The 22658-nt window shown below is 69.0% G+C and carries 21 protein-coding genes and 1 pseudogene; 19 read left to right on the plus strand and 3 right to left on the minus strand.

The genetic code is table 11. The annotated features are described in order from the left end of the window. Positions 1-139: 139 nt before the first annotated feature. Positions 140-718: a hypothetical protein gene (locus tag AQJ46_RS25520; RefSeq protein ID WP_057614328.1), complete on the plus strand. Its 579-nt coding sequence runs from the start codon at positions 140-142 to the stop codon at positions 716-718. A 57-nt stretch (positions 719-775) separates the two neighbouring features. Here AQJ46_RS25520 and AQJ46_RS25525 read toward each other — a convergent pair whose 3' ends face one another. Further along, a complete protein-coding gene (locus AQJ46_RS25525) occupies positions 776-1081 on the minus strand; it encodes a ferredoxin (protein ID WP_057614327.1) in 306 nt (101 codons plus the stop codon). A 244-nt stretch (positions 1082-1325) separates the two neighbouring features. Between AQJ46_RS25525 and arc the strand changes: the two genes are divergently transcribed. The 6 genes from arc (at position 1326) to prcA (ending at position 7491) form a co-directional block, all read left to right on the plus strand. Next, the gene (arc, locus tag AQJ46_RS25530; RefSeq protein ID WP_057614326.1) at positions 1326-3092 is read left to right on the plus strand and encodes a proteasome ATPase; all 1767 of its coding nucleotides are present in this window, start codon (positions 1326-1328) and stop codon (positions 3090-3092) included. Positions 3093-3337: 245 nt separating this feature from the next. After that, entirely contained in the window at positions 3338-4849 is a 1512-nt protein-coding gene (gene dop, locus AQJ46_RS25535; protein ID WP_349239197.1) for a depupylase/deamidase Dop, read from the plus strand. A 155-nt stretch (positions 4850-5004) separates the two neighbouring features. After that, positions 5005-5223 (plus strand): ubiquitin-like protein Pup, encoded by a 219-nt coding sequence (locus tag AQJ46_RS25540; protein WP_007380863.1) that lies wholly within the window; start codon positions 5005-5007, stop codon positions 5221-5223. A gap of 49 nt (positions 5224-5272) precedes the next feature. Then, positions 5273-5878 (plus strand): endonuclease VII domain-containing protein, encoded by a 606-nt coding sequence (locus AQJ46_RS52440; RefSeq protein WP_079072426.1) that lies wholly within the window; start codon positions 5273-5275, stop codon positions 5876-5878. Next, the gene (prcB, locus tag AQJ46_RS25545) at positions 5830-6675 is read left to right on the plus strand and encodes a proteasome subunit beta (RefSeq protein WP_059207841.1); all 846 of its coding nucleotides are present in this window, start codon (positions 5830-5832) and stop codon (positions 6673-6675) included. Before AQJ46_RS52440 ends, prcB begins: the two co-directional genes overlap by 49 nt. Positions 6676-6735: 60 nt before the next feature. Then, complete coding sequence (prcA, locus tag AQJ46_RS25550; protein WP_059207842.1) at positions 6736-7491, plus strand: proteasome subunit alpha; 756 nt, start codon at positions 6736-6738, stop codon at positions 7489-7491. Between the two features lie 73 nt (positions 7492-7564). Here the strand turns inward: prcA and AQJ46_RS25555 are convergent, their stop codons facing one another. Next, a complete protein-coding gene (locus AQJ46_RS25555; RefSeq protein WP_059207843.1) occupies positions 7565-8581 on the minus strand; it encodes a LacI family DNA-binding transcriptional regulator in 1017 nt (338 codons plus the stop codon). A gap of 88 nt (positions 8582-8669) precedes the next feature. On the opposite strand from AQJ46_RS25555, the gene AQJ46_RS25560 reads away from it, so the two are divergent. The 12 genes and pseudogenes from AQJ46_RS25560 (at position 8670) to AQJ46_RS25615 (ending at position 20958) form a co-directional block, all read left to right on the plus strand. Beyond that, on the plus strand, positions 8670-9929 hold the full coding sequence (locus AQJ46_RS25560; RefSeq protein WP_059207844.1) for an MFS transporter: 1260 nt from the start codon (positions 8670-8672) through the stop codon (positions 9927-9929). 9 nt (positions 9930-9938) lie between these two features. Continuing rightward, positions 9939-11300: a Pup--protein ligase gene (gene pafA, locus AQJ46_RS25565; RefSeq protein WP_059207845.1), complete on the plus strand. Its 1362-nt coding sequence runs from the start codon at positions 9939-9941 to the stop codon at positions 11298-11300. Between the two features lie 127 nt (positions 11301-11427). Continuing rightward, entirely contained in the window at positions 11428-12432 is a 1005-nt protein-coding gene (locus AQJ46_RS25570; RefSeq protein WP_059207846.1) for an FKBP-type peptidyl-prolyl cis-trans isomerase, read from the plus strand. Positions 12433-12520: 88 nt separating this feature from the next. Next, positions 12521-12892 (plus strand): FKBP-type peptidyl-prolyl cis-trans isomerase, encoded by a 372-nt coding sequence (locus tag AQJ46_RS25575; protein ID WP_020117713.1) that lies wholly within the window; start codon positions 12521-12523, stop codon positions 12890-12892. A gap of 176 nt (positions 12893-13068) precedes the next feature. Further along, positions 13069-14022 (plus strand): helix-turn-helix transcriptional regulator, encoded by a 954-nt coding sequence (locus AQJ46_RS25580; RefSeq protein WP_057614318.1) that lies wholly within the window; start codon positions 13069-13071, stop codon positions 14020-14022. 18 nt (positions 14023-14040) lie between these two features. After that, positions 14041-15078, plus strand: a complete 1038-nt coding sequence (locus AQJ46_RS25585; RefSeq protein WP_057614317.1) for a helix-turn-helix transcriptional regulator — start codon at positions 14041-14043, stop codon at positions 15076-15078. After that, entirely contained in the window at positions 15075-15365 is a 291-nt protein-coding gene (locus tag AQJ46_RS25590) for a hypothetical protein (RefSeq protein WP_176742418.1), read from the plus strand. The genes AQJ46_RS25585 and AQJ46_RS25590 overlap by 4 nt, the downstream gene beginning before the upstream one ends. Before the next feature lie 10 nt (positions 15366-15375). Further along, positions 15376-15570, plus strand: coding sequence for a hypothetical protein (locus AQJ46_RS25595; RefSeq protein ID WP_057614316.1), 195 nt, complete (start codon positions 15376-15378; stop codon positions 15568-15570). Positions 15571-15828: 258 nt separating this feature from the next. Continuing rightward, positions 15829-16116: a Sec-independent protein translocase subunit TatA gene (gene tatA / locus AQJ46_RS25600; RefSeq protein ID WP_057614315.1), complete on the plus strand. Its 288-nt coding sequence runs from the start codon at positions 15829-15831 to the stop codon at positions 16114-16116. Positions 16117-16164: 48 nt separating this feature from the next. Beyond that, entirely contained in the window at positions 16165-17115 is a 951-nt protein-coding gene (gene tatC, locus AQJ46_RS25605) for a twin-arginine translocase subunit TatC (RefSeq protein WP_167368226.1), read from the plus strand. A 30-nt stretch (positions 17116-17145) separates the two neighbouring features. After that, positions 17146-18035: pseudogene (locus AQJ46_RS25610) on the plus strand (diacylglycerol kinase). A gap of 58 nt (positions 18036-18093) precedes the next feature. After that, positions 18094-20958, plus strand: coding sequence for a DEAD/DEAH box helicase (locus AQJ46_RS25615; protein ID WP_059207848.1), 2865 nt, complete (start codon positions 18094-18096; stop codon positions 20956-20958). 13 nt (positions 20959-20971) lie between these two features. On the opposite strand, the gene atzF is transcribed toward AQJ46_RS25615, so the two are convergent. Further along, positions 20972-22618 (minus strand): allophanate hydrolase, encoded by a 1647-nt coding sequence (gene atzF, locus AQJ46_RS25620; protein WP_059207849.1) that lies wholly within the window; start codon positions 22616-22618, stop codon positions 20972-20974. Positions 22619-22658 lie beyond the last annotated feature (40 nt).

Here is a 22658-nt window from a genome sequence, read left to right on the forward strand (position 1 = left end):
TCCGTGTTGAGGGAGCGACGGAAACCGCCGTACGACAACCCGGACAAGTACCCACCCCGCCGTTTCCCCCTCCTGTGACGTGTGGCACCATGCTGGCCACCCCACCCCCACCGGCACGCCCTCACAGGAGACGCTCCTAGTGCAGCAATCCGCCGTCCCGGAACTGGCACACACGCACACCCGCCCGATCCACTGGGTCGCCACCGCCACCGCCGTGGCGGGCGTCGTGGCCTTCTCCTCGGTCCTGCAGCCCAACGCCGCGACGGCGGCCCAGGCGGCCGGCCCCAAGGCCAGAAGCGCCCCCGTGGTCACGACCGCGCCCGATCCCGCGGACGTCCACTTCCCGATCGAATGCGGACCCGTCAAGGCGAAGATCCAGAAACAGGTCTCCGGAGACCTCGACGGCGACGGACGGCCGGAAACAGTCGTCGTGGTGCACTGCGACGCCCCCATGGGCACCCCGCCCGACGCCGTCTACGTCATCACACGCGCGAAGGGCACCGGTGAACCCCGTGTCGTCGCCACCCTGCTGAGCCCGAAGACCCGCAACACCGTCACCGACTTCACGGTGAGCGACGGCACCGTCCTCGCGACCCTGCTCGGCTACTCCACCTCCGACGTACCCAGTTGCTGCCCGGACGTGACGGACAAGGCGAAGTGGCAGTGGAAGGACGGCGCGTTCGTCCGCTCGACCCCCGCGGGCACGCACACCGTCTGACCGAAGCGATCACATCTGTGAGAAATCAGACAGTGGTCACACGCGGCGGCCTTCCGGTCACTCTGCGTCCGGTCCGTAGATCTCGACCCTGTCCGAAACTCGACGTACATGGATGCAGTCACCAGGACACTCCTTCGCGGAGTCGACCACATCGTTGAGAAGCGGCAGCGGTACGGGCGTTGTGGCGCCCCTGTCCTGCAGGAGCTCGTCGTCCGAGCCCTTCACATAGGCCAGACCGTCGATGTCCAGCTCGAACACCTCGGGCGCGTACTGGGCACAGATGCCGTCACCGGTACAGAGATCCTGGTCGATCCAGACCTCCAGAGTCTCGCCGTCGGCCCTGACCTCCTGCTGCACTCTCATCTCTCCTGCCGTTTATGCGTCGAGCCGAACGGGAATCCGGCCAGCTCTGACGGGTGTTGAACACTTCGACCCTACCTTCGGCAGCTTTCCAATCATGTTCGGTGGGTATTCCCCTGGCGTGAGGGAGAGCGCAAGGGTGAAGATCGGACACACCTCGACAGTCTTTGTGATCTAGGGGTTTCAATCGACACCCACCCAGGTAGGGTCTGGAAGCGTCCAGCTCCCCTTGGAGGAGGTGAGGACCGTGGCAGCCCACGACGACGACATGAACCGCGGCATCCGCCCGGGACGAGGGTCCGACGACCCGTCCGGGCAGATTGCCTACCTTGAGCAGGAGATCGCCGTCCTGCGACGCAAGCTCGCCGACTCTCCGCGACACACGAGGATTCTCGAAGAGCGGATCGTCGAGCTGCAGACCAACCTGGCCGGCGTGTCCGCCCAGAACGAGCGACTCGCCAACACGCTCCGTGAGGCCCGCGACCAGATCGTGGCCCTCAAGGAGGAGGTCGACCGGCTCGCACAGCCCCCGGCAGGCTTCGGAGTCTTCCTCGAAGCGAACGAGGACGGCACCGCCGACATCTTCACCGGCGGCCGCAAACTGCGGGTGAACGTCAGCCCCAGCGTCGAACTCGAAGAGCTCCGGCGCGGCCAGGAAGTGATGCTCAACGAAGCTCTCAACGTGGTCGAGGCCATGGAGTACGAGAGCGTCGGCGACATCGTCACCCTCAAGGAGATCCTCGAGGACGGCGAGCGCGCCCTGGTGCAGGGGCACACGGACGAGGAGCGGGTGGTGCGGCTCGCCGAACCGCTGCTCGACGTGACCATCCGCCCCGGAGACGCCCTGCTCCTCGAACCACGCTCCGGCTACGTCTACGAGGTCGTGCCCAAGAGCGAGGTCGAGGAACTCGTCCTCGAAGAAGTCCCCGACATCGGCTACGAGCAGATCGGCGGACTCGGCGGCCAGATCGAGGCCATCCGAGACGCCGTCGAGCTGCCGTACCTCTACCCGGACCTGTTCAAGGAGCACGAACTGCGCCCGCCCAAGGGCGTCCTGCTCTACGGACCCCCCGGATGCGGCAAGACGCTCATCGCCAAGGCCGTCGCCAACTCGCTGGCCAAGAAGGTCGCCGAGGTCACCGGCCAGGCCACCGGCAAGAGCTTCTTCCTCAACATCAAGGGCCCCGAGCTCCTCAACAAGTACGTCGGCGAGACCGAGCGGCAGATCCGCCTCGTCTTCCAGCGTGCGAGGGAGAAGGCCAGCGAGGGCACACCCGTCATCGTCTTCTTCGACGAGATGGAATCCCTCTTCCGCACCCGCGGCTCCGGTGTCAGCTCGGACGTGGAGAACACCATCGTCCCCCAGCTGCTCGCCGAGATCGACGGCGTGGAAGGCCTGCAGAACGTGGTCGTGATCGGCGCCTCCAACCGTGAGGACATGATCGACCCCGCCATCCTGCGCCCCGGCCGCCTGGACGTGAAGATCAAGATCGAGCGTCCCGACGCCGAGGCCGCCAAGGACATCTTCGCCAAGTACCTCACCGAGCGCCTCCCGCTGCACTCCGACGACGTCGGCGAGCACGGCGGCAGCAAGGCCACCACCGTCCAGAGCATGATCCAGACGGCTGTGGAACACATGTACGCGGAATCCGAGGAGAACCGCTTCCTGGAGGTCACCTACGCCAACGGCGACAAGGAAGTCCTCTACTTCAAGGACTTCAACTCCGGCGCCATGATCGAGAACATCGTGGGCCGCGCCAAGAAGATGGCGATCAAGGACTTCCTCGATCACAACGCCAAGGGTCTCCGCGTCTCCCACCTCCTCCAGGCCTGCGTGGACGAGTTCAAGGAGAACGAGGACCTGCCCAACACCACCAACCCCGACGACTGGGCACGCATCTCCGGCAAGAAGGGCGAGCGGATCGTCTACATCCGTACGCTCATCACCGGAAAGCAGGGCGCCGACACCGGGCGCTCCATCGACACGGTGGCGAACACCGGGCAGTACCTGTAAAGACAGGGCGGCTGCGGGTGCCCTCACCGGGGTACCCGCAGCCGACTGTTTTTCAGGCAACTAACCGGACCAAAGGCGAGCAAGGCAATGACGCAAATGATCTCCCCACCAGCGCAGAGCCGTTCTAGGCTCTTCGGTACCGCCGAGTCGCGCAGTGCGGGGACGGGCACCGCACACGCACCGGAGCGCCAGCGGTACTTGAGCGGCGCCCCCGACCGAGGGCGCCGCCGGGCAAGGAGGGCCGCATGACCGTACGGCGAGTAATGGGCATCGAGACGGAGTACGGGATCTCCGTCCCCGGCCACCCCAACGCCAATGCCATGCTCACCTCGTCCCAGATCGTCAACGCCTACGCGGCGGCGATGCACCGGGCCCGCCGGGCCCGCTGGGACTTCGAGGAGGAGAATCCGCTGCGGGACGCACGGGGCTTCGACCTCGCCCGCGAGGCCGCCGACTCCAGCCAGCTCACCGACGAGGACATCGGCCTGGCCAACGTCATCCTCACCAACGGCGCACGGCTCTACGTCGACCACGCACACCCCGAATACAGCAGCCCCGAGGTCACCAACCCACGCGACGCCGTCCTGTGGGACAAGGCCGGCGAACGCATCATGGCCGAGGCCGCAGAACGGGCCGCCCAGCTCCCCGGCGCCCAGCCCATCCACCTCTACAAGAACAACACCGACAACAAGGGCGCCTCCTACGGCACGCACGAGAACTACCTGATGAAGCGGGAAACCCCCTTCTCGGACATCGTGCGCCACCTCACGCCCTTCTTCGTCTCCCGCCAGGTCTTCGCAGGCGCCGGCCGCGTCGGCATCGGCCAGGACGGACACGAACACGGCTTCCAGCTCAGCCAGCGCGCCGACTACTTCGAGGTCGAGGTCGGCCTGGAGACCACCCTCAAGCGCCCGATCATCAACACCCGCGACGAGCCCCACGCCGACGCCGAGAAGTACCGCCGCCTCCACGTGATCATCGGCGACGCGAACCTCTCGGAGATCTCGACCTATCTGAAGCTCGGCACCACGGCCCTCGTCCTGTCGATGATCGAGGACGGCTTCATCGCGGTCGACCTCGCGGTCGACCAGCCGGTACGGACCCTGCACCAGGTGTCGCACGACCCCACCCTCCAGCGCCTGGTCACCCTCCGCAGCGGCCGCACACTCACCGCGGTCCAGCTCCAGATGGAGTACTACGAGCTCTCCCGCAAGTACGTCGAAGAGCGCTACGGCGTCGACGCGGACGACCAGACCAAGGACATCCTGGCCCGCTGGGAGGACACCCTCAACCGCCTCGAGAACAACCCCATGAGCCTCGCCGGCGAGCTCGACTGGGTCGCCAAGCGCGAACTCATGGAGGGCTACCGGCGCCGCGACGACCTCGACTGGGACGCCGCGAAGCTGCACCTCCTGGACCTCCAGTACGCCGACGTGCGCGCCGACAAGGGCCTCTACAACCGCCTCGCGGCCCGCGGCCGCATCAAGCGGCTGCTGGACGAGAACGAGGTCGAGCGAGCCCGCACCAAGCCCCCGGAGGACACCCGCGCGTACTTCCGCGGCCGCTGCCTGGAGCAGTACGCCGACGACGTCGCCGCGGCCTCCTGGGACTCGGTGATCTTCGACCTCCCGGGCCGGGACTCGCTCCAACGGGTCCCAACCCTCGAACCGCTTCGCGGAACGCGAAATCACGTCAAGGAGCTCCTGGACCGCTGTCGCACGGCAGAAGACCTGGTCAAGGTGCTGTCGGGCGGCTGAGCGGGTCCTCGGGCCGGGCAGTCCGACAGGGTGGAAAGCCCGGCCAGAGGGAATCATCGAGATGGCCCCCGTACGTTGTAAGAACTGCGGGGCCGATGTCAGACCCTGCTTGTAGGGTCTGATCAAGAACGTCGAACCGAGCGGGGTGAGGGGTTATGGCGACCAAGGACACCGGCGGCGGACAGCAGAAGGCCACGCGCAACACCGAGGAGGTCGAGGAGCAGACTGCGGAGACGCAGGGTTCCGAGGACCTCAAGGAGCGCCAGGAGAAGCTCAGCGACGACGTGGACTCCGTCCTGGACGAGATCGACGACGTACTCGAGGAAAATGCCGAGGATTTCGTGCGCTCCTTCGTGCAAAAAGGTGGAGAGTAGGGGCTGATAGGTCACTTTGCCTTCGAAGTGAAGGTTGCGGGGGAATTAAGTGGCTGAAGAGCTCGACGCCAAAGAATGCAGGAAGTGCGGGCGGGATCTACCTCTTGTGGCCTTTGCGCGTGACAAGAATCGGCGTGACGGCCTCCAGGTGCACTGCCGGGAGTGCGTGGCGGAGTGCAGCGCCGCGCACTACCGGCGGCGCCGGGAGGTCATGGGTGAGCCGGTCCGGGAGCATGTTGACGTCCCGGACGGGCACAAGCTCTGCCGCACGTGCGGAGAGATCAGGCCGTGGAGCGAATGGCATCGCAACGCGACGGCCTCGGACGGGTTGTCGACGCGCTGCAAGGCGTGCCGCGCCGCTCAGGGTCGGCGAGATCATTTGAAGCGTCAGTACGGTCTCACCGAAGCCGAGCGTGACAAGTTGATCGCCTCTCAAGGGGGCGTCTGCTGCATATGTTTGGCGGCTGTGCCCGAGCATGTGGATCACTGCCACAAGACGGGTAGGGTCCGAGGCGTACTGTGCTTCAGCTGCAATGCCGCACTGGGGCAGTTCAAGGATCGGCCCGATGCCATAAGGCGGGCTGCTGCTTATGTGGAAGGAATCGCGTGGAAGCCAACACTCGTAGCACCGGGCGTCTACCAGCTGCCTTCCTGACGCCTGGGTCGTCGTCCTTCATGGACTTCCTGTCCGAGCACCAGCCGGAGATGCTGCCGGGCAACCGGCAGCTGCCGCCCATGCAGGGTGTGATCGAGGCGCCGCACGGCACCACGATCGTGGCGGTCACCTTCCCCGGTGGTGTGGTGCTCGCCGGTGACCGTCGCGCCACGATGGGCAATGTCATCGCTCAGCGGGACATCGAGAAGGTGTTCCCCGCGGATGAGTACTCGGCCGTCGGGATCGCCGGCACCGCCGGTCTCGCGGTCGAGATGGTGAAGCTGTTCCAGTTGGAGCTGGAGCACTTCGAGAAGGTCGAGGGCGCCCAGCTGTCGCTGGAGGGCAAGGCGAACCGGCTGTCCACCATGATCCGTTCCAACCTCGGCATGGCGATGCAGGGGCTGGCCGTGGTGCCGCTGTTCGCGGGGTACGACGTGGACCGCGGCAGGGGGCGGATCTTCTCCTACGACGTCACCGGCGGCCGTTCCGAGGAGCACCACTTCGCCGCCACCGGTTCCGGCTCGATCTTCGCGCGCGGCGCCATGAAGAAGTTCTTCCACGACGGTCTGAGTGAGGCCGAGGCCACGATGCTCGTGGTGCAGGCCCTGTACGACGCGGCCGACGACGACTCGGCGACCGGTGGTCCCGATGTCGCCCGCCGGATCTACCCGATCGTCACCGTGATCACCGAGGACGGCTTCCGCCGGCTCACCGACGACGAGTCCTCCGAGATCGCCCGTTCGATTCTCGAGCGGCGGCTGGAGCAGCCCGACGGCCCGCGGGCCGCGTTGCTCTAGGCGCCACCCGTCTTGTTCAAGGTGATCGCAGTGACTTCCACAGAAAGGGACGGATAACCGGTGTCGACGCCGTTCTATGTCTCCCCCCAGCAGGCGATGGCCGACCGGGCCGAGTACGCCCGCAAGGGCATCGCCCGTGGTCGCAGCCTGGTCGTGCTGCAGTATGCCGACGGCATCGTGTTCGTCGGCGAGAATCCGTCCCGCGCGCTGCACAAGTTCAGCGAGATCTACGACCGGATCGGCTTCGCGGCCGCCGGCAAGTACAACGAGTACGAGAACCTGCGGATCGGCGGCGTCCGGTATGCCGACCTGCGGGGTTACACCTATGACCGTGACGATGTGACCGCCCGTGGTCTCGCCAACGTGTACGCCCAGACGCTGGGCACGATCTTCTCCTCGGCCGGTGAGAAGCCGTACGAGGTGGAGCTGGTCGTGGCCGAGGTCGGTGAGACGCCGGACGGCGACCAGATCTACCGGCTGCCGCACGACGGTTCCATCGTGGACGAGCACGGCTCGGTCGCGGTGGGCGGCAACGCCGAGACGATCAGCAGTTATCTGGACCAGCGTCACCAGGACGGTATGAGCCTGGCGGAGGCGCTGAAGCTGGCTGTGCAGGCGTTGTCCCGTGACACGAACGGCAGTGAGCGGGAGATCCCCGCGGAGCGGCTGGAGGTCGCGGTGCTGGACCGGACGCGTCCGCAGCAGCGCAAGTTCAAGCGCATCGTGGGGCGTCAGCTGGGTCGGTTGCTGGAGGCCGGCGGTGCGTCCACCGAGGCGGAGAGCGCGGACGAGGCGGAGGGTTCCGAGGACGAGTAGTCCCGGGCGTCCTGCCCGACCGTCACCACCCCTTCTGTGCCCCGGCCGATCACCAGGCCGGGGCACCGGGCGTTCAGGGGGTGCTGGGCGGGGCCGTGGAGCCTCGTACGACCAACTCGACGGGGATGTCCCCCGCCTGCGGTGTGCGGCCTTCCAGGACGGCCAGGAGGGCTTCCATGCCGCGTTCGCCGAACAGCTCGGCGTCCAGTCGTACGGTCGTCAGCTCAGGGTCGATGGCGGTGGCGAGGCCGAGGTCGTCCAGGCCGGTGACGGAGATGTCGTCGGGGATGCGCAGGCCGAGTCGTCGTACGGCCTTGTAGGCGCCGGCGGCGAGTTTGTCGTCGTCGCAGACGAGGGCGGTGGGCCGGGGGCCCGGGGTGGCGAGGGCGGCTTCTGTGGCGGTCAGGGCGCCGTCGATCGAGATGGGTGCGTGGGCGGTGCGGACGGAGGTGCCGGGGACCGCGTGGAGCTGTGCGGCGAGTTCGCGCGCGCGGACCTCGAAGGTCCAGGAGGGTACGTCGGCCGCGAGGTGCAGGAAGCGGCGGTGGCCGAGGTCCAGGAGGTGGGCGGCGACCTGGCGGATGCCGTCGGCGATGTCGAGGTTGACGGTGGCGGCGCCGAGGCTGCCCGAGGGGTCGCTGTCGAGCATGACGAGGGGGAGCTGGTCGCCGCGGATGGCGGTGAGGGCGTCGGCAGCCATGGAGGAGGCGATGACTCCGTCCAGGGCGGCCTGTGCGGAGGCGAAGGGGTCGCGGGCGGGGCCGATGCCCTCGGGGGAGGGGTACAGGACGACGCCGAAGCCGTGGTCGGCGGCCACGCGTGCGGCGCCGGTGTAGACGCCGGCGAAGAACTCCGTGGTCAGGGCGGGGACGACGAGCAGGACGGTGCGCGTGTGGCCGAGGCGGAGGTTGCGGGCGGCCAGATTGGGCCGGTAGCCGAGGTCGCGGGCGGCTTCCCGGACCCGTTCGGCGGTGGTTTCGGAGACCCGGCCGCGCCACTTGTCGCCCAGCACGAGCGAGACGGCCGCCTGGGACACTCCGGCTGCCTGTGCGACGTCACGGCTGGTCGGGCGCGTACTGCTGCGTGCCACCGCGGGTTCGCTCCTTCGTCTGGACGTCCGAACAGCGCACATGGTACGTATGGGAGTCGAGGTTATACGTATGACTTGGAGGCGGGACATGGCCGCGGGATACCTGGAGATCCTCAGGGCGAGGCACGCGGCGCGCCTGCTGACGGGAACGCTGGTGGGCCGGCTGCCGAACGCCACCGCGGCGATCGCCATCGTGCTGTTCGTCCGGGCGCAGGGCGGCACCTACAGCCTCGCCGGAGGTCTCGCGGCCGTGTACGGCGTGGCCAACGCCGTGGGGCAGCCGGTGCTCGGGCGGCTCGTCGACCTGCACGGCCAGCCCCGTGTCCAGCTCCCCTCCGCCGTGCTGTCGGCCCTCGCGATGGCTGTCTTCGCCTTCAACGGCACCGACCCGCTCCCGCTCGCCTACGCGGCCGTGGCCGCCGCCGGGCTCTTCACGCCGCCCCTGGAGGGCGGCCTGCGGGCCCTGTGGCCGAGCGTGCTGCGCAGGGAGGACCAGGTGCACACGGCGTACGCCATGGACGCGGTGGCGCAGGAAGTCATGTTCGCCGTGGGGCCCTTGCTGGTGACATTGTGCGCGTCGCTGTGGTCGGCTCAGGCGGCACTGCTGGTGCTGAACGTCATCGGGGTGCTGGGGGCTCTCTCGGTCGTGGTGTCGCCGCCCTCGCGCGCGTGGCGCTCCGCACCGCGCGAGGCGCACTGGCTCGGCGCGCTGCGCTCGCCCGGACTCCTGGCGATGCTGGGCGCGTTCCTGTTCGTCGGCATCGCGCTCGGGTCCATCACGGTCGCCTCCGTGCCGTACGCGGACGAGCACGGCGGGGACGCGGTGTACGGCTGGCTGATGGCCGGGATCGGTCTGGGCGCCCTCGTGGGCGGTCTGGCGTACGGCGCGCGGCAGTGGGCCGGTGAGCCCGCGCGGCGACTTCAGGTCCTGGTGGGCTTCCTGGCGGTGTGTTACCTGCCGCTGACACTGATGCCGGGCGCGGTTGCCATGACGCTGCTGACGGTGCTCGCCGGAGTGTTCCTGGCGCCCGTCATCGCGTGCGCCTTCGTCCTCGTCGACCGGCACGCGCCGGCCGGGACGGTCACCGAGGCTTTCTCCTGGCTTGTGACGACGTTCACCGTGGGCGCGTCGGTCGGAACGGGGCTCGCGGGCCCGGTCGTCGAGCGCGGCGGCGCCCTGTGGGGCTTCGCCGTGCCGGGTGCCGCCGGGGGCGTGTCGCTGCTGGTTCTGCTGGTCACGGGAGGCGTCCTCACAGCTCCCGCGGGGCGGGCGGTGGTTGCGTCTTCATCGGAAAATGATCCAAACCGTGCTGCCGAACCCCGTTTCAGCTCGGGGGATCGGGCGTAATGTTCACTCATGGACCGCCGCATTTTCGGGCTGGAGAACGAGTACGGCGTCACGTGTACGTTCAGGGGACAGCGACGCCTGTCTCCCGACGAGGTGGCGCGGTACCTCTTCCGCCGTGTCGTGTCATGGGGCCGCAGCAGCAATGTCTTTCTGCGAAACGGCGCCCGCCTCTATCTCGATGTCGGGTCACATCCGGAATACGCGACACCCGAATGTGACAACGTGACCGAACTGGTCACGCACGACAAAGCGGGCGAGCGCATTCTCGAAGGACTCCTGGTGGACGCCGAACGACGCCTGCACGAGGAAGGAATCGCGGGCGACGTCTACCTCTTCAAGAACAACACGGACTCGGCCGGCAACTCCTATGGCTGCCACGAGAACTATCTCGTCGCACGCCACGGGGAGTTCTCCCGGCTCGCGGACATCCTCATTCCCTTCCTTGTCACTCGCCAGCTGCTGTGCGGCGCGGGCAAGGTCCTGCAGACCCCGCGGGGCGCCGTGTACTGCGTCAGCCAGCGGGCCGAGCACATCTGGGAGGGCGTCTCCTCGGCGACGACCCGTTCCCGGCCGATCATCAACACCCGCGACGAACCGCACGCCGACGCCGAGCGCTACCGCCGCCTGCACGTCATCGTGGGCGACTCGAACATGTCCGAGACGACCATGCTGCTGAAGGTCGGCGCGACCGACCTGGTGCTGCGCATGATCGAGGCGGGCACCGTGATGCGCGACCTGACCCTGGAGAACCCGATCCGGGCGATCCGCGAGGTCAGCCACGACATCACCGGCCGGCGCAAGGTGCGTCTGGCCAGTGGCCGGGAGGCCTCCGCCCTCGAGGTGCAGCGCGAGTACTACGAGAAGGCCGTCGACTTCTGTGAGCGCCGGGGCATCCGTACCGGCACCGTCGAGCAGGTCCTCGAGCTGTGGGGCCGCACGCTGGACGCGATCGAGGCCGAGGACCTCGACCGGATCGGCACCGAGATCGACTGGGTCATGAAGTACAAGCTCATCGAGCGGTACCGGGCCAAGCACAACATGACCATGTCCAACCCGCGGGTCGCGCAGATAGACCTCGCGTATCACGACATCCACCGCCGTCGTGGCCTCTACTACCTTCTGGAGAGGAAGGGCCAAGCCGCCCGTATCTGCAACGACTTGAAGATCTTCGAGGGCAAGTCGGTTCCGCCGCAGACCACTCGGGCGCGGCTGCGCGGTGACTTCATTCGCAGGGCCCAGGAACAGCGTCGGGACTTCACCGTCGACTGGGTGCACCTCAAGCTCAACGACCAGGCGCAGCGCACGGTGTTGTGCAAGGACCCGTTCCGTTCGGTCGACGACCGGGTCGAGAAACTGATCGCCGGTATGTGATCGTCGCGTTCCGCATCAGTGTCGGAACGCAACACGGGCGCCGTACGTTTCACGTACGGCGCCCTTCTCACGCCGTAGAGTTGCGCGCACGCCATCAACAAGATCGACCGATTACGAGGCCCCCACCGTGCGCCGACGCTCACTCCTCATCGCCGTTCCCGCAGGACTGGCCACACTCGCCGCCTGCGGTGACGACAAGTCCGACTCGAGCAAGGCGAGCGACAGCGCGTCACCCTCGGCGTCGTCCTCGGCCTCGCAGGCGCCGCCGCCGAAGATCGTCGACGGTCCGCTGCCGGCGATCACGGCGGGCACGAAGTTCGGTGAGAAGCCGACGGTCGCCAAGGGCAGTGGCGATCCGTCGAAGGATCTCGCGGTCAAGACGGTCATCGCGGGCGGCGGCACCACCATCGCCGAGGGCGACTACGTCCAGGCCCACTACCTCGGCCAGATCTGGAGCACGGCCAAGGTCTTCGACAACTCCTACGACCGTAAGACGGCGCTGGTCATCCAGCTCGCGCAGAACAGCATCATCGACGGCTGGCGGTACGCCCTGACGGGCAAGAAGGCCGGCAGCCGGGTCCAGTTCTCCATCCCGCCCACCTGGGGGTACGGCAAGGAGGGCAACGCGCAGGCGGGTATCAAGGGCACCGACACGCTGGTGTTCGTCGTCGACGTCCAGGACACGTTCAACGCGAAGAGCTCCGCCAAGGGCAAGGACGTCGCGCAGAGCGACGCGGACCTGCCCAAGGTCGGCACCAACACCGACGGCAAGGCCCCCTCCATCGAGATCCCCAAGGCGGACGCGCCCACCAAGCTGGTGTCGGAGTACGTCATCGAGGGCGACGGCGACAAGGTGGCGGCCGACAGCACCCTGCTCGTGCAGTACAAGGGCGTGGTGTGGGACACCGGCAAGGAGTTCGACTCGACGTACAGCCGCAAGCAGTTGGCGTCGTTCTCGCTCCAGCAGGTCGTGAAGGGCTGGGCGCAGGGCCTGACCGGCAAGAAGGTCGGCAGCCGGGTGCTGATCTCCATTCCGCCGAAGCTGGGCTACGGCGACAACCCGCCGGCCGGCAGCGGTATCGAGAAGGACTCCACGCTGGTCTTCACCGTGGACATCCTGGCGAAGATGTGACGCACGGGGGACATGCGCGAGGGTCCCGGCCGCGGGGATGTAAGACTGGTCCCTGTTGCCTTTCCGTGAACCAGCAGGAGCGAGTGACGTGAGCATCGACAAGCCCGAGATCGACTTCCCGGGCGGCGAGCCCCCGGCGGACCTGGAGATCAAGGACATCTGGGAGGGCGACGGCGAGGTTGCGCAGGCCGGCCAGACCGTCACCGTCCACTACGTGGGCGTGGCCTTCAGCACCGGCGAGGAGTTCGACGCCAGCTGGAACCGTGGTCAGCCGTTCCGCTTCCCGCTGGGCGGCGGCCGGGTCATCAAGGGCTGGGACCAGGGCGTGCAGGGCATGAAGGTCGGCGGCCGCCGCCAGCTGACCATCCCCGCCCACCTCGCCTACGGCAACCAGAGCCCGACCCCGGCGATCAAGCCCGGTGAGACCCTGATCTTCGTGGTCGACCTGCTCGGCGTCTGATCGTCGTACCGGAGTCATAAGGGATCGCGTCGCGGTCGGATCGTCGTACGACTTCCGACCGGACCTGATCAACCGGGGTCCATGCCTGTCCGGGCATGGGCCCTCGGCTTTTGCCTTGCTCCTTCGGGGCGGTACGGTCATCGTCCGTAAGCACCATAGGGAGGCGAAGGGCGTCGATGGCCATTGCCAAGGCCGAGCGGCTGATGAATCTGGCGCTGTGTCTGCTCGGGACGCGACGGCCGCTCAGCAAGCGTGAGCTTCGGGAGTCCATCGAGGCCTACCTGGAAGCGAATTCCGACGACTCCTTCAACCGGATGTTCGAGCGCGACAAGGACGATCTGCGTGAACTCGGGCTCGTGATCGAGACCGTTGAGAACCTGGACGGCGAAGTCGGCTACCTCGCCCGCCGCGACAGCAACCGGCTGCCGCCCGTCACCCTCGACGCAGAGGAGGCCGCCGCCCTGGGGCTGGCCGCCAAGGTGTGGCAGCAGGCCCGGCTCGCCGGCGCGGCCAGCGGTGCCCTGCAGAAACTGCGCGCGGCGGGGCTGCCCGAGGACTTCGACCCGTACGAGGCGCACGGCGCCCTGGAGCCGCGCATCCCGGTGCACGAGGCCTCCTTCGAGCCGCTGATGCTCGCCTGCCGGGACCGCCGCCCGGTCGTCTTCGACTACCGCAAGGCCACCGCCGCCCGCCCCGAGCCCCGCCATGTCGAACCATGGGCGCTGGAGTGCTGGCGCGGCCACTGGTACCTGGCCGGATTCGACCGCGACCGGGGTGCCGAGCGGGTCTTCCGGCTCTCCCGGATCACCGGCAAGGTGCGCTCACGCGGCACGCGCTACACGGCCCCGGTCCCCGACGTCGTGACCGTCCGTGAGACCGTCGCGAGCTGGGCGGGGGAGACCGCCGACCGCAGCGCGCGGATCCGGCTGCGCACGGACGCCGGATACCCCTTGCGGGCGAAGGCCACCTCGGTGCGGGAACTGGGCGACGGCTGGGACGAGTTGGAGATTCCGTACGGCCATGGCCTGGACGCCTGGCTGGTGGAGTTCGGCCCGGACGTGGTGGTCCTGGAGCCCGCCGAGTTGCGGGCCGACGTGGTGGACCGGCTGCGTGCCGTGGCCAAGGGCTGAGGGGGAGCGGAAGAGATCATGGCAGGCAAACCGGTCAGGCCGGCGAACGCCATCGACCAGACCCGGCGGATGCTCTCCCTGGTGACCTATCTCAGGGAGCGCCCCGGCGCCCGGGTCGAGGACGTCGCCCGCGCCTTCGGGATCACCGAGGACGAGCTGGTCTCCGACCTCGATGTGCTGCCCATGTGCGGCACCAGCTTCCGCGGCGGAGATCTGCTCGACATCGACACCGACGGGGAGCGGATCTGGTGGCACAACCCCGATGACGTGGCCGAGCCGCTCAGGCTCGCCGCCGACGAGGCGACCGCGCTGCTGGTGGCCGCCCGCGCGGTGTCCACGCTGCCCGGCCTCAGGGAGAGCGACCGGCAGGCGCTGCTGCGGGCGACCGCCAAGGTGGAGACCGCGGCCGGTGAGACGGCCGGTGCCAGCGCGCGGCTGTCGGTGACCTTCGAGTCCGAAGGCGGGGTCTTCGCGGACGTCGACCGGGCCATCTCCGAGCGCCGGCGCCTGTGGATCCGCTACTACTCGCCCGCCCGCGACGAGCTCACCGAGCGCGAGATCGACCCGATCCGCCTGGTCAGCGTCGGCCACACCTACGTCGAGGCCTGGTGCCGCCGCTCCGAGGCGCGGCGCACCTTCCGGCTCGACCGGGTCGCCGAGATCAAGATCCTGGACGAGCCGTCCGCGCCGCCCGAGGTCGAGCTCAGGGACCTGTCCGAGGGGCTCGTGCAGCCCGCGGCAGAGGACCCCGAGGTGGTCGTCGAGGTGGGCCCCGGCGGGCGCTGGGTCGCCGAGTACTACCCGCACGACAGTGCGGATGAGCTTTCCGACGGCGGACTGCGTATTACCCTGCGCACCCCCGACCCGGCATCACTGCGTCGGCTGGCGCTCAGGCTCGGCCGCGACGGCCGTATCGTCTCGCCGCGCGACCTCGCCGACAGCGCCCGCGAGGCCGCCCGCGAGGCGCTGGCGGCCTACGACGGGGTCGAGGCGCAGGACACCGCGGGGCCGCGGGTGCACGACGGTCGGTACGACAGGCAGGAGCAGGGGCTTTGAGCGAGTCGGCGACGTCCGGTGCGGGCATGACGGTGGCTGCCGCCTTCGCGGGGATGAGAAGCGCGGCTCCGGTGACCTTCAAGGCGAGCTGCCCGGACTGCCGGGAGCGGTTCGAGCTGGCCGCCGCCGCCCTGCGTCTCGCCATCGGCGCGACCAGCCGCGCCACGTTCTACTCCTTCACCTGCCCCGAGTGCGGCGCGGCCGTCCGCAAGCCCGCCGGCGAGCGGATCGTGGAACTGCTGACCGGCGGCGGGGTCCGGACACTGCGGCTGCACTCCACCCTCTAGGCTCGGTGCCATGTTCTGGCCGATGTTCGCGGTAGCCGTGGGTTTCGTGGGTCTCGCTGTCCTGGGTGTGCTCGCCGTCCGGGTCTTTGTGGAGGCGCAGCGTCTGGGGCGCCAGGTCACGGACTCCGCGCGGCGTATCAGCCGGGCCGCGGAGGACCTGGAGCGGGCGGCGGTGAGCACGGCCCGTTCTGTGGACTCACTGTGAGTACGGCTGAGAGTTGGGTGTGAGTCGAGCGGCGCATGCGGTTTGGGCCACTTCGCCCTGTCACCTTGGCCGGGTCGGCAGGTACGCTGCTGGTCGCGGTCCGGATAACGAGGCTCGGCCGCGAACCGGGAGTACGCACAGGGATTGCCAGGCGTTCACCCCTGAGCGTTACGATCGCTGTCAGCACGACTGATCGGACACATGTCCGACCGGTCGGACAGCACCCCACAAGCCGCCTCGGTGAGAAGGTAAAGACTTATGTTCGGAAGGCTCGGCGCCCCCGAGATCATTCTCATCCTCGTCGTCATCATCCTGCTGTTCGGCGCGAAGAAGCTTCCCGACATGGCGCGCTCGCTCGGCAAGTCCGCTCGCATCCTCAAGAGCGAGGCCAAGGCGATGAAGGACGAGGGCAGCAGCACGGCCACTCCGGCCGGTCCGCCCAACACCGACGAGCAGACCCCTGCTCAGCGCACCATCCAGGCCGCGCCCGGCGACGTGACGAGCTCGCGCCCGGTCACCGAGCCGACGGACACGACCAAGCGCTGACGCGGGGCCGGTGACCTCCGGCCCGCCCGCACGAGATGGGAACGTGGGTTGCTGAAGTCTGCCCGCAGAGAAGAGAGGGATCCCGAGGGGCGGATGCCTCTCGCGGATCACCTTCGTGAGCTCCGCAACCGGCTCGCGAAGGCGATGCTGGCCATCGTCATCGTCACGGTGGTGGCCGCCTTCTTCTACAACGACATCATCAACTTGATCACCAAGCCGATCCTCGACTCGGTCGGCTGTGACAAGTCCTTCGCGGAACTGGCCAAGTCGACACAGTCGACCAAGCCGTGCGCCGAGATCACGATCAACGGTCTGCTCGCGCCCTTCACGCTGGCCCTGAAGGTGTCGCTGATGGCCGGCGTCGTCGCGGCCTCGCCGGTCTGGCTCTACCAGCTGTGGGCCTTCGTCGCACCCGGCTTGCACCGGCACGAGAAGAAGTACGCCTACGCGTTCGTCGGCACGGGCGCCCCGCTCTTCATCGTCGGCGCCTACTTCGCCTACTCGGTCCTGCCGACCACGGCGAAGGTACTGATCGGCTTCACCCCGGGCGGCACCTCCAACCTGCTGCCGTTGGACGATCTGCTCGACCTCGTCCTGCGCATGGTGCTGGTCTTCGGCCTCTCCTTCGAGCTGCCCCTGCTGCTGGTCTTCCTCAACCTCACCGGGTTGATCACCGGCAAGCGGATGCTCGGCTGGTGGCGCGGCATGATCATGGCCATCACCGTGTTCGCGGCCGTGGCCACACCGAGCACCGACCCGCTGACGATGCTGGCGCTCGCCGCGCCGATCTGGGTGCTGTACTTCGCCGCGACCGCCTTCTCCCTGCTGAACGACCGGCGCAGGCGCCGTCGCGAGGCCGAGGGCCCCGACGACGACGAGGCGTCCGACCTGGATCTCACCCCCGAGGACATCGGCGAGGTCGAGACCGTCTCCGCGAGCCGGGCGCTGCCCGAGCAGTCGGGTGCGGACCGGGTCAACGGTTATGACGACGTGACCTGACGAGGGGAAGCGGCTCGTAAGGTCACTTCCGTGACCAGCGAGATCACCCTCTTCGTCAACCCCACCGCGGGCCGCGGCCGGGGCGCCCACGCGGCGCAGCCGGCCGCTTCCGCTTTGCGGGCGGCCGGATTCGCCGTAAGGACCGTGCTCGGCGAGGACGCCGCCGACGCCCTCGCACGCGCGCGTGCCGCCGTGGACGAGGGCACGGGGCCCTCGTCGCCGTCGGTGGTGACGGAATGGCGAACCTCGCCCTCCAGGCCGTGGCCGGCACCCGTACCCCGTTCGGTCTGGTCGCCGTCGGTACCGGCAACGACTTCGCCCGCACCCTGGGCCTGCCGGTGCGCGATCCCGCCGCCGCGGGCCGGCTGATCGCCGACGCCCTCAAGGAGGGCCGGGTCCACGACACCGACCTGGGCCGGGTCGGTGACCACTGGTTCGCCACCGTCCTCGCCTCCGGCTTCGACTCCCGGGTCAACGACCGCGGCAACCGCATGAGATGGCCGGCGGGCCGCCTCAAGTACGACCTCGCGATGCTCGCCGAACTGGCCGCCTTCCGGCCCGTCCCGTACCGGATCACCCTCGACGACGGCCGGGTTCGCGAGGTCGAGGCGACCCTGGTGGCCGTCGGCAACGGGTCGTCGTACGGCGGTGGCATGCGGATCTGCCCCGGCGCGGACCTCACCGACGGGCTCTTCGACATCACCGTGGTCGGGGACTGCAGCCGTACGACCCTGCTGCGGGTGTTCCCGAGCGTGTACCGGGGCACTCATGTCGACCACCCCAAGGTGACCGTGCTGAGGGCCGCCCGGGTCGAGATCGCCGCCGAGGACGTCACGGGCTACGCGGACGGCGAGCCGCTCGGGCCGCTGCCGCTGAGCGCGCGCTGTGTCCGCGGGGCGGTGTCCGTGGTGGGCCCGTGAACTGCGGAGGGCCCGTGAACTGCGTGAAGGGCAGGTTTCGCAGACTCCGATCCGGATAATGATCGTCCTGTTGTCAGTGCCGCCGGGTACGCTCGAAAGCACGATGACAGAGGACCTCTCACCGGCCGAGCGGTACGCGGCAGCCCGCCTGCGGGCAGCCGAGCAGGCCACCGCGCTCGCGGGCTTCCGCGAGATGTACGACTTCGGTCTCGACCCCTTCCAGATCGAGGCCTGTCAGGCTCTCGAGGCGGGCAAGGGCGTGCTGGTCGCCGCTCCCACCGGCTCCGGCAAGACGATCGTCGGCGAGTTCGCCGTCCACCTCGCCCTCCAGCAGGGCAAGAAGTGCTTCTACACCACACCCATCAAGGCACTGTCCAACCAGAAGTACGCGGACCTGAGCCGCCGTTACGGCGCCGACAAGGTCGGCCTGCTCACCGGCGACAACAGCGTCAACTCCGACGCCCCCGTGGTCGTGATGACCACCGAGGTGCTGCGGAACATGCTGTACGCGGGCTCGCAGACCCTCCTCGGCCTCGGATACGTGGTCATGGACGAGGTGCACTACCTCTCCGACCGCTTCCGGGGCGCCGTATGGGAAGAGGTGATCATCCATCTCCCCGAGTCGGTGACCCTGGTGTCGCTGTCGGCGACCGTGTCCAACGCCGAGGAGTTCGGCGACTGGCTCGACACCGTCCGCGGTGACACCCAGGTGATCGTCTCCGAGCACCGGCCCGTGCCACTGTTCCAGCACGTGCTCGCCGGGCGCCGGATGTACGACCTGTTCGAGGAGGGCGAGGGCAGCAAGAAGGCCGTCAACCCCGACCTCGCAAGGCTGGCCCGCATGGAGGCCCAGCGGCCGTCGTACCAGGACCGCAGACGCGGCCGGGCGATGCGCGAGGCCGACCGGGAGCGCGAGCGGCGGCAGCGGTCGAAGGTGTGGACGCCGAGCCGGCCCGAGGTCATCGAGCGGCTGGACGCCGAGGGACTGCTGCCCGCCATCACGTTCATCTTCAGCCGAGCGGCCTGCGAGGCGGCCGTACAGCAGTGCCTGTACGCCGGACTGCGGCTCAACGACGACGAGGCACGCGGGAAGGTGCGCGCCCTCGTCGAGGAGCGCACGGCGTCCATCCCGACCGAGGACCTCCATGTCCTCGGGTACTACGAGTGGCTCGAGGGCCTGGAGCGCGGCATCGCGGCCCACCACGCGGGCATGCTGCCGACCTTCAAGGAGGTCGTCGAGGAACTCTTCGTGCGCGGCCTGGTCAAGGCCGTGTTCGCGACCGAGACGCTCGCGCTGGGCATCAACATGCCCGCGCGCTCGGTGGTGCTGGAGAAGCTCGTCAAGTGGAACGGCGAGCAGCACGCCGACATCACTCCCGGCGAGTACACCCAGTTGACGGGCCGTGCCGGGCGGCGCGGCATCGACATCGAGGGTCACGCGGTGGTGCTGTGGCAGCGCGGAAGCAGCCCGGAGCACCTGGCGGGACTGGCCGGCACGCGCACCTACCCACTGCGCTCCAGCTTCAAGCCGTCGTACAACATGGCGGTCAACCTCGTCGAGCAGTTCGGCCGGCACCGCTCGCGGGAGCTGCTCGAGACGTCGTTCGCGCAGTTCCAGGCCGACAAGTCGGTCGTCGGGATCTCGCGCCAGGTGCAGCGCAACGAGGAGGGCCTGGACGGCTACAAGGCCTCCATGACCTGCCACCTCGGCGACTTCGAGGAGTACGCGCAGCTGCGCCGCGAGCTCAAGGACCGCGAGACCGAACTGGCCCGGCAGGGAGTCGCCCAGCGGCGGGCCGAGGCCGCCGTGGCGCTGGAGAAGCTCAAGCCGGGCGACGTCATCCATGTGCCCACGGGCAAGTACGCCGGTCTCGCACTGGTGCTGGACCCTGGCCTGCCCGCCGGGAGGTCCAACGGCCACCGGGGCTTCGAGCACCACGACGGCCCGCGGCCGCTGGTGCTGACCGCTGAGCGGCAGGTCAAGCGGCTCGCGTCGATGGACTTCCCGGTGCCGGTCGAGGCGTTGGAGCGGATGCGGATCCCGAAGTCCTTCAACCCGCGCTCGCCGCAGTCCCGTCGGGACCTGGCCTCCGCGCTGCGCACCAAGGCGGGGCACATTCCGCCGGAGCGGGCCCGTAAGCAGCGTTCCCAGGCGGCCGACGACCGTGAGATCGCGCGGCTGCGGACGGCGATCCGGGCGCATCCCTGCCATGGGTGCAACGACCGTGAGGACCACGCCCGTTGGGCCGAGCGGTATCACCGGCTGCTGCGGGACACCTCACAGCTGGAGCGGCGCATCGAGGGGCGTACGAACACGATCGCCCGCACCTTCGACCGGATCGTGGCACTGCTGACCGAGCTGGACTATCTGCGGGCCGACGAGGTCACCGAGCACGGCAAGCGGCTGGCCCGGTTGTACGGCGAGCTCGATCTCCTGGCCAGTGAGTGCCTGCGGGAAGGGGTCTGGGAGGGGCTTGCCCCTGCCGAACTGGCCGCCTGCGTCTCGGCGTTGGTGTACGAGTCCCGGGTCGGCGACGACGCCATGGCGCCCAAGGTGCCGTCCGGCAAGGCCAAGGCGGCGCTCGGTGAGATGGTGCGGATCTGGGGACGGCTCGACGCCCTCGAGGAGGACTTCCGGATCAGCCAGACCGAGGGGGTCGGGCAGCGGGAGCCGGATCTCGGGTTCGCCTGGTCCGCGTACATGTGGGCCAGTGGGAAGGGGCTCGACGAGGTGCTGCGGGAGGCGGAGATGCCTGCCGGAGACTTCGTGCGGTGGTGCAAGCAGGTGATCGATGTGCTGGGGCAGATCTCGGCTGCGGCTCCGGTGTCGGGGGGTGTCGGGTCCTCCTCCGTCGCGAAGAACGCGCGGAAGGCTGTGGATCTGTTGCTGCGGGGGGTTGTGGCCTACTCGTCGGTGGGGTGACGGATCGGTCGGCCTACTCGGCGTTCAGATAGGACCGCCAGCCTCCGAATGACGTGATGTCCTCGGCGTCCGTGAGAGCGGACGGCTCGCAGAGGAAGCCGGGGACATCAGTGCCGTCGGCCAGTCGCACGCTGCCCAGGGCCATGGGGCGGGGGAGCGTGGAGAGGAGCCGGCCGAGGCCCGCCGCGGGCATCTTCCAGACCTCCGTCTCGATCTCTGCGCCGCCCTCGCCCACGTGGACCAGGCCCGGCTTCGGTGGGGTCGTTCGCAGGGCGTGCAGGCGGTAGACCGGCGCCGTGGTGGTCGTACGGTCCAGACGGGCGCCCAGCGCGAGGAGTTGGGGGTTCAGCGGCTGGCCCGTCAGGTGCGCCCCGACCACCGCGAGCCGGGTCTCGGGCTGGAGCAGGCTCGCGATCCTCGCCAACCGCTCATCGGTGTACGCCGGGCCGATCAGCATCACGCCGAACGGGAGGCCGTTCACTTCTCCCGCCGGGACGGCGGCCGCGGCCAGGTCGAAGAGGTTCGTGGAGTTGGTGAAGCGGCCCAGGCGGGCGTTGGCCCCCAGCGGATCGGCGGCCACCTCGGCGAGGGTGGGGTGGCCGGGGGTGGTGGGCAGGAGGAGGGCGTCCGCGTCGGCCAGTTCGGCCAGCGCGTGCGAGCGGAGCGCGGCCAGGCGGTCCATGTCGGCGTAGAGCTGGTGGGCCGGGAGGTCGCGGGCCCGGGTGATGATGCCGGCGACCGTGGGGTCCAGGGAGTCGTCGCCTGCTGCTGTCGCCTTGTCGACAAAGGCTCCCACTGCTGTGTAGCGCTCGGCCACGAAGGCGCCCTCGTAGAGCATCGCCGCAGCATCGGTGAAGGGCGACAGATCGAGCTCGAGGAGTGTCGCGCCCGCCGCCGCGAGCTGCGCCACCGCTGCCTCGTATGCCTGAGCCCAGCCCTTGTCCAGTTCGCCGAGCTGCTCGCGCGCGGGAACAGCGATCCGCCAGGGGCCGGGGCGGCGTCCGGGCAGAGTCGGGGCCGTGCCGGTCGCCATGTGGGACAAGGCCTGCTCGGCCTCCGGCAGGGTGCGGGCGAACACCGTCACACAGTCGATCGAGGCGCAGGCCGGGACGACTCCGGCCGTGGGGACCAGACCGCGGGTGGGTTTGAGGCCGACGATGCCGTTGAAGGCGGCCGGGACCCGGCCCGAGCCCGCCGTGTCGGTACCGAGGGCGAAGTCGACGATGCCCAGGGCCACCGCGACGGCCGAGCCGGAGCTGGAGCCGCCGCTCACCCTGGCCGGGTCGTACGCGTTGCGGACCGCGCCGTGCGGGGAACGGGTGCCGACCAGGCCCGTCGCGAACTGGTCCAGGTTCGTGGTGCCGAGCACGATCGCGCCCGCCGCGCGGAGACCGGCCACGACCGGGGCATCGGCCTCCGGATGGTAGGCGTACGACGGACAGCCCGCCGTGGTGGGCAGCCCGGCCACGTCGATGTTGCCCTTGGCCGCGAACAGACGTCCCGCGAGGGGGAGCCGTTCGCCCTTCGCGAGCCGTTCGTCGATCGTCCGGGCCTCCCGCTCGACCTCTTCCCGGGGGCGCAGGTCGATCCAGATCTCGGGGCGGTCGACGGCCTCGATGCGGTCGTAGGCGGCACGGACCCGGGTGACGGTGGTGGACATGGCTCGCTCCTCTTTCACTGTGCGGCCGGGTTTCACTGTG

It is taken from the genome of Streptomyces canus, from assembly GCF_001514145.1.
Lineage (GTDB): Bacteria > Actinomycetota > Actinomycetes > Streptomycetales > Streptomycetaceae > Streptomyces > Streptomyces canus.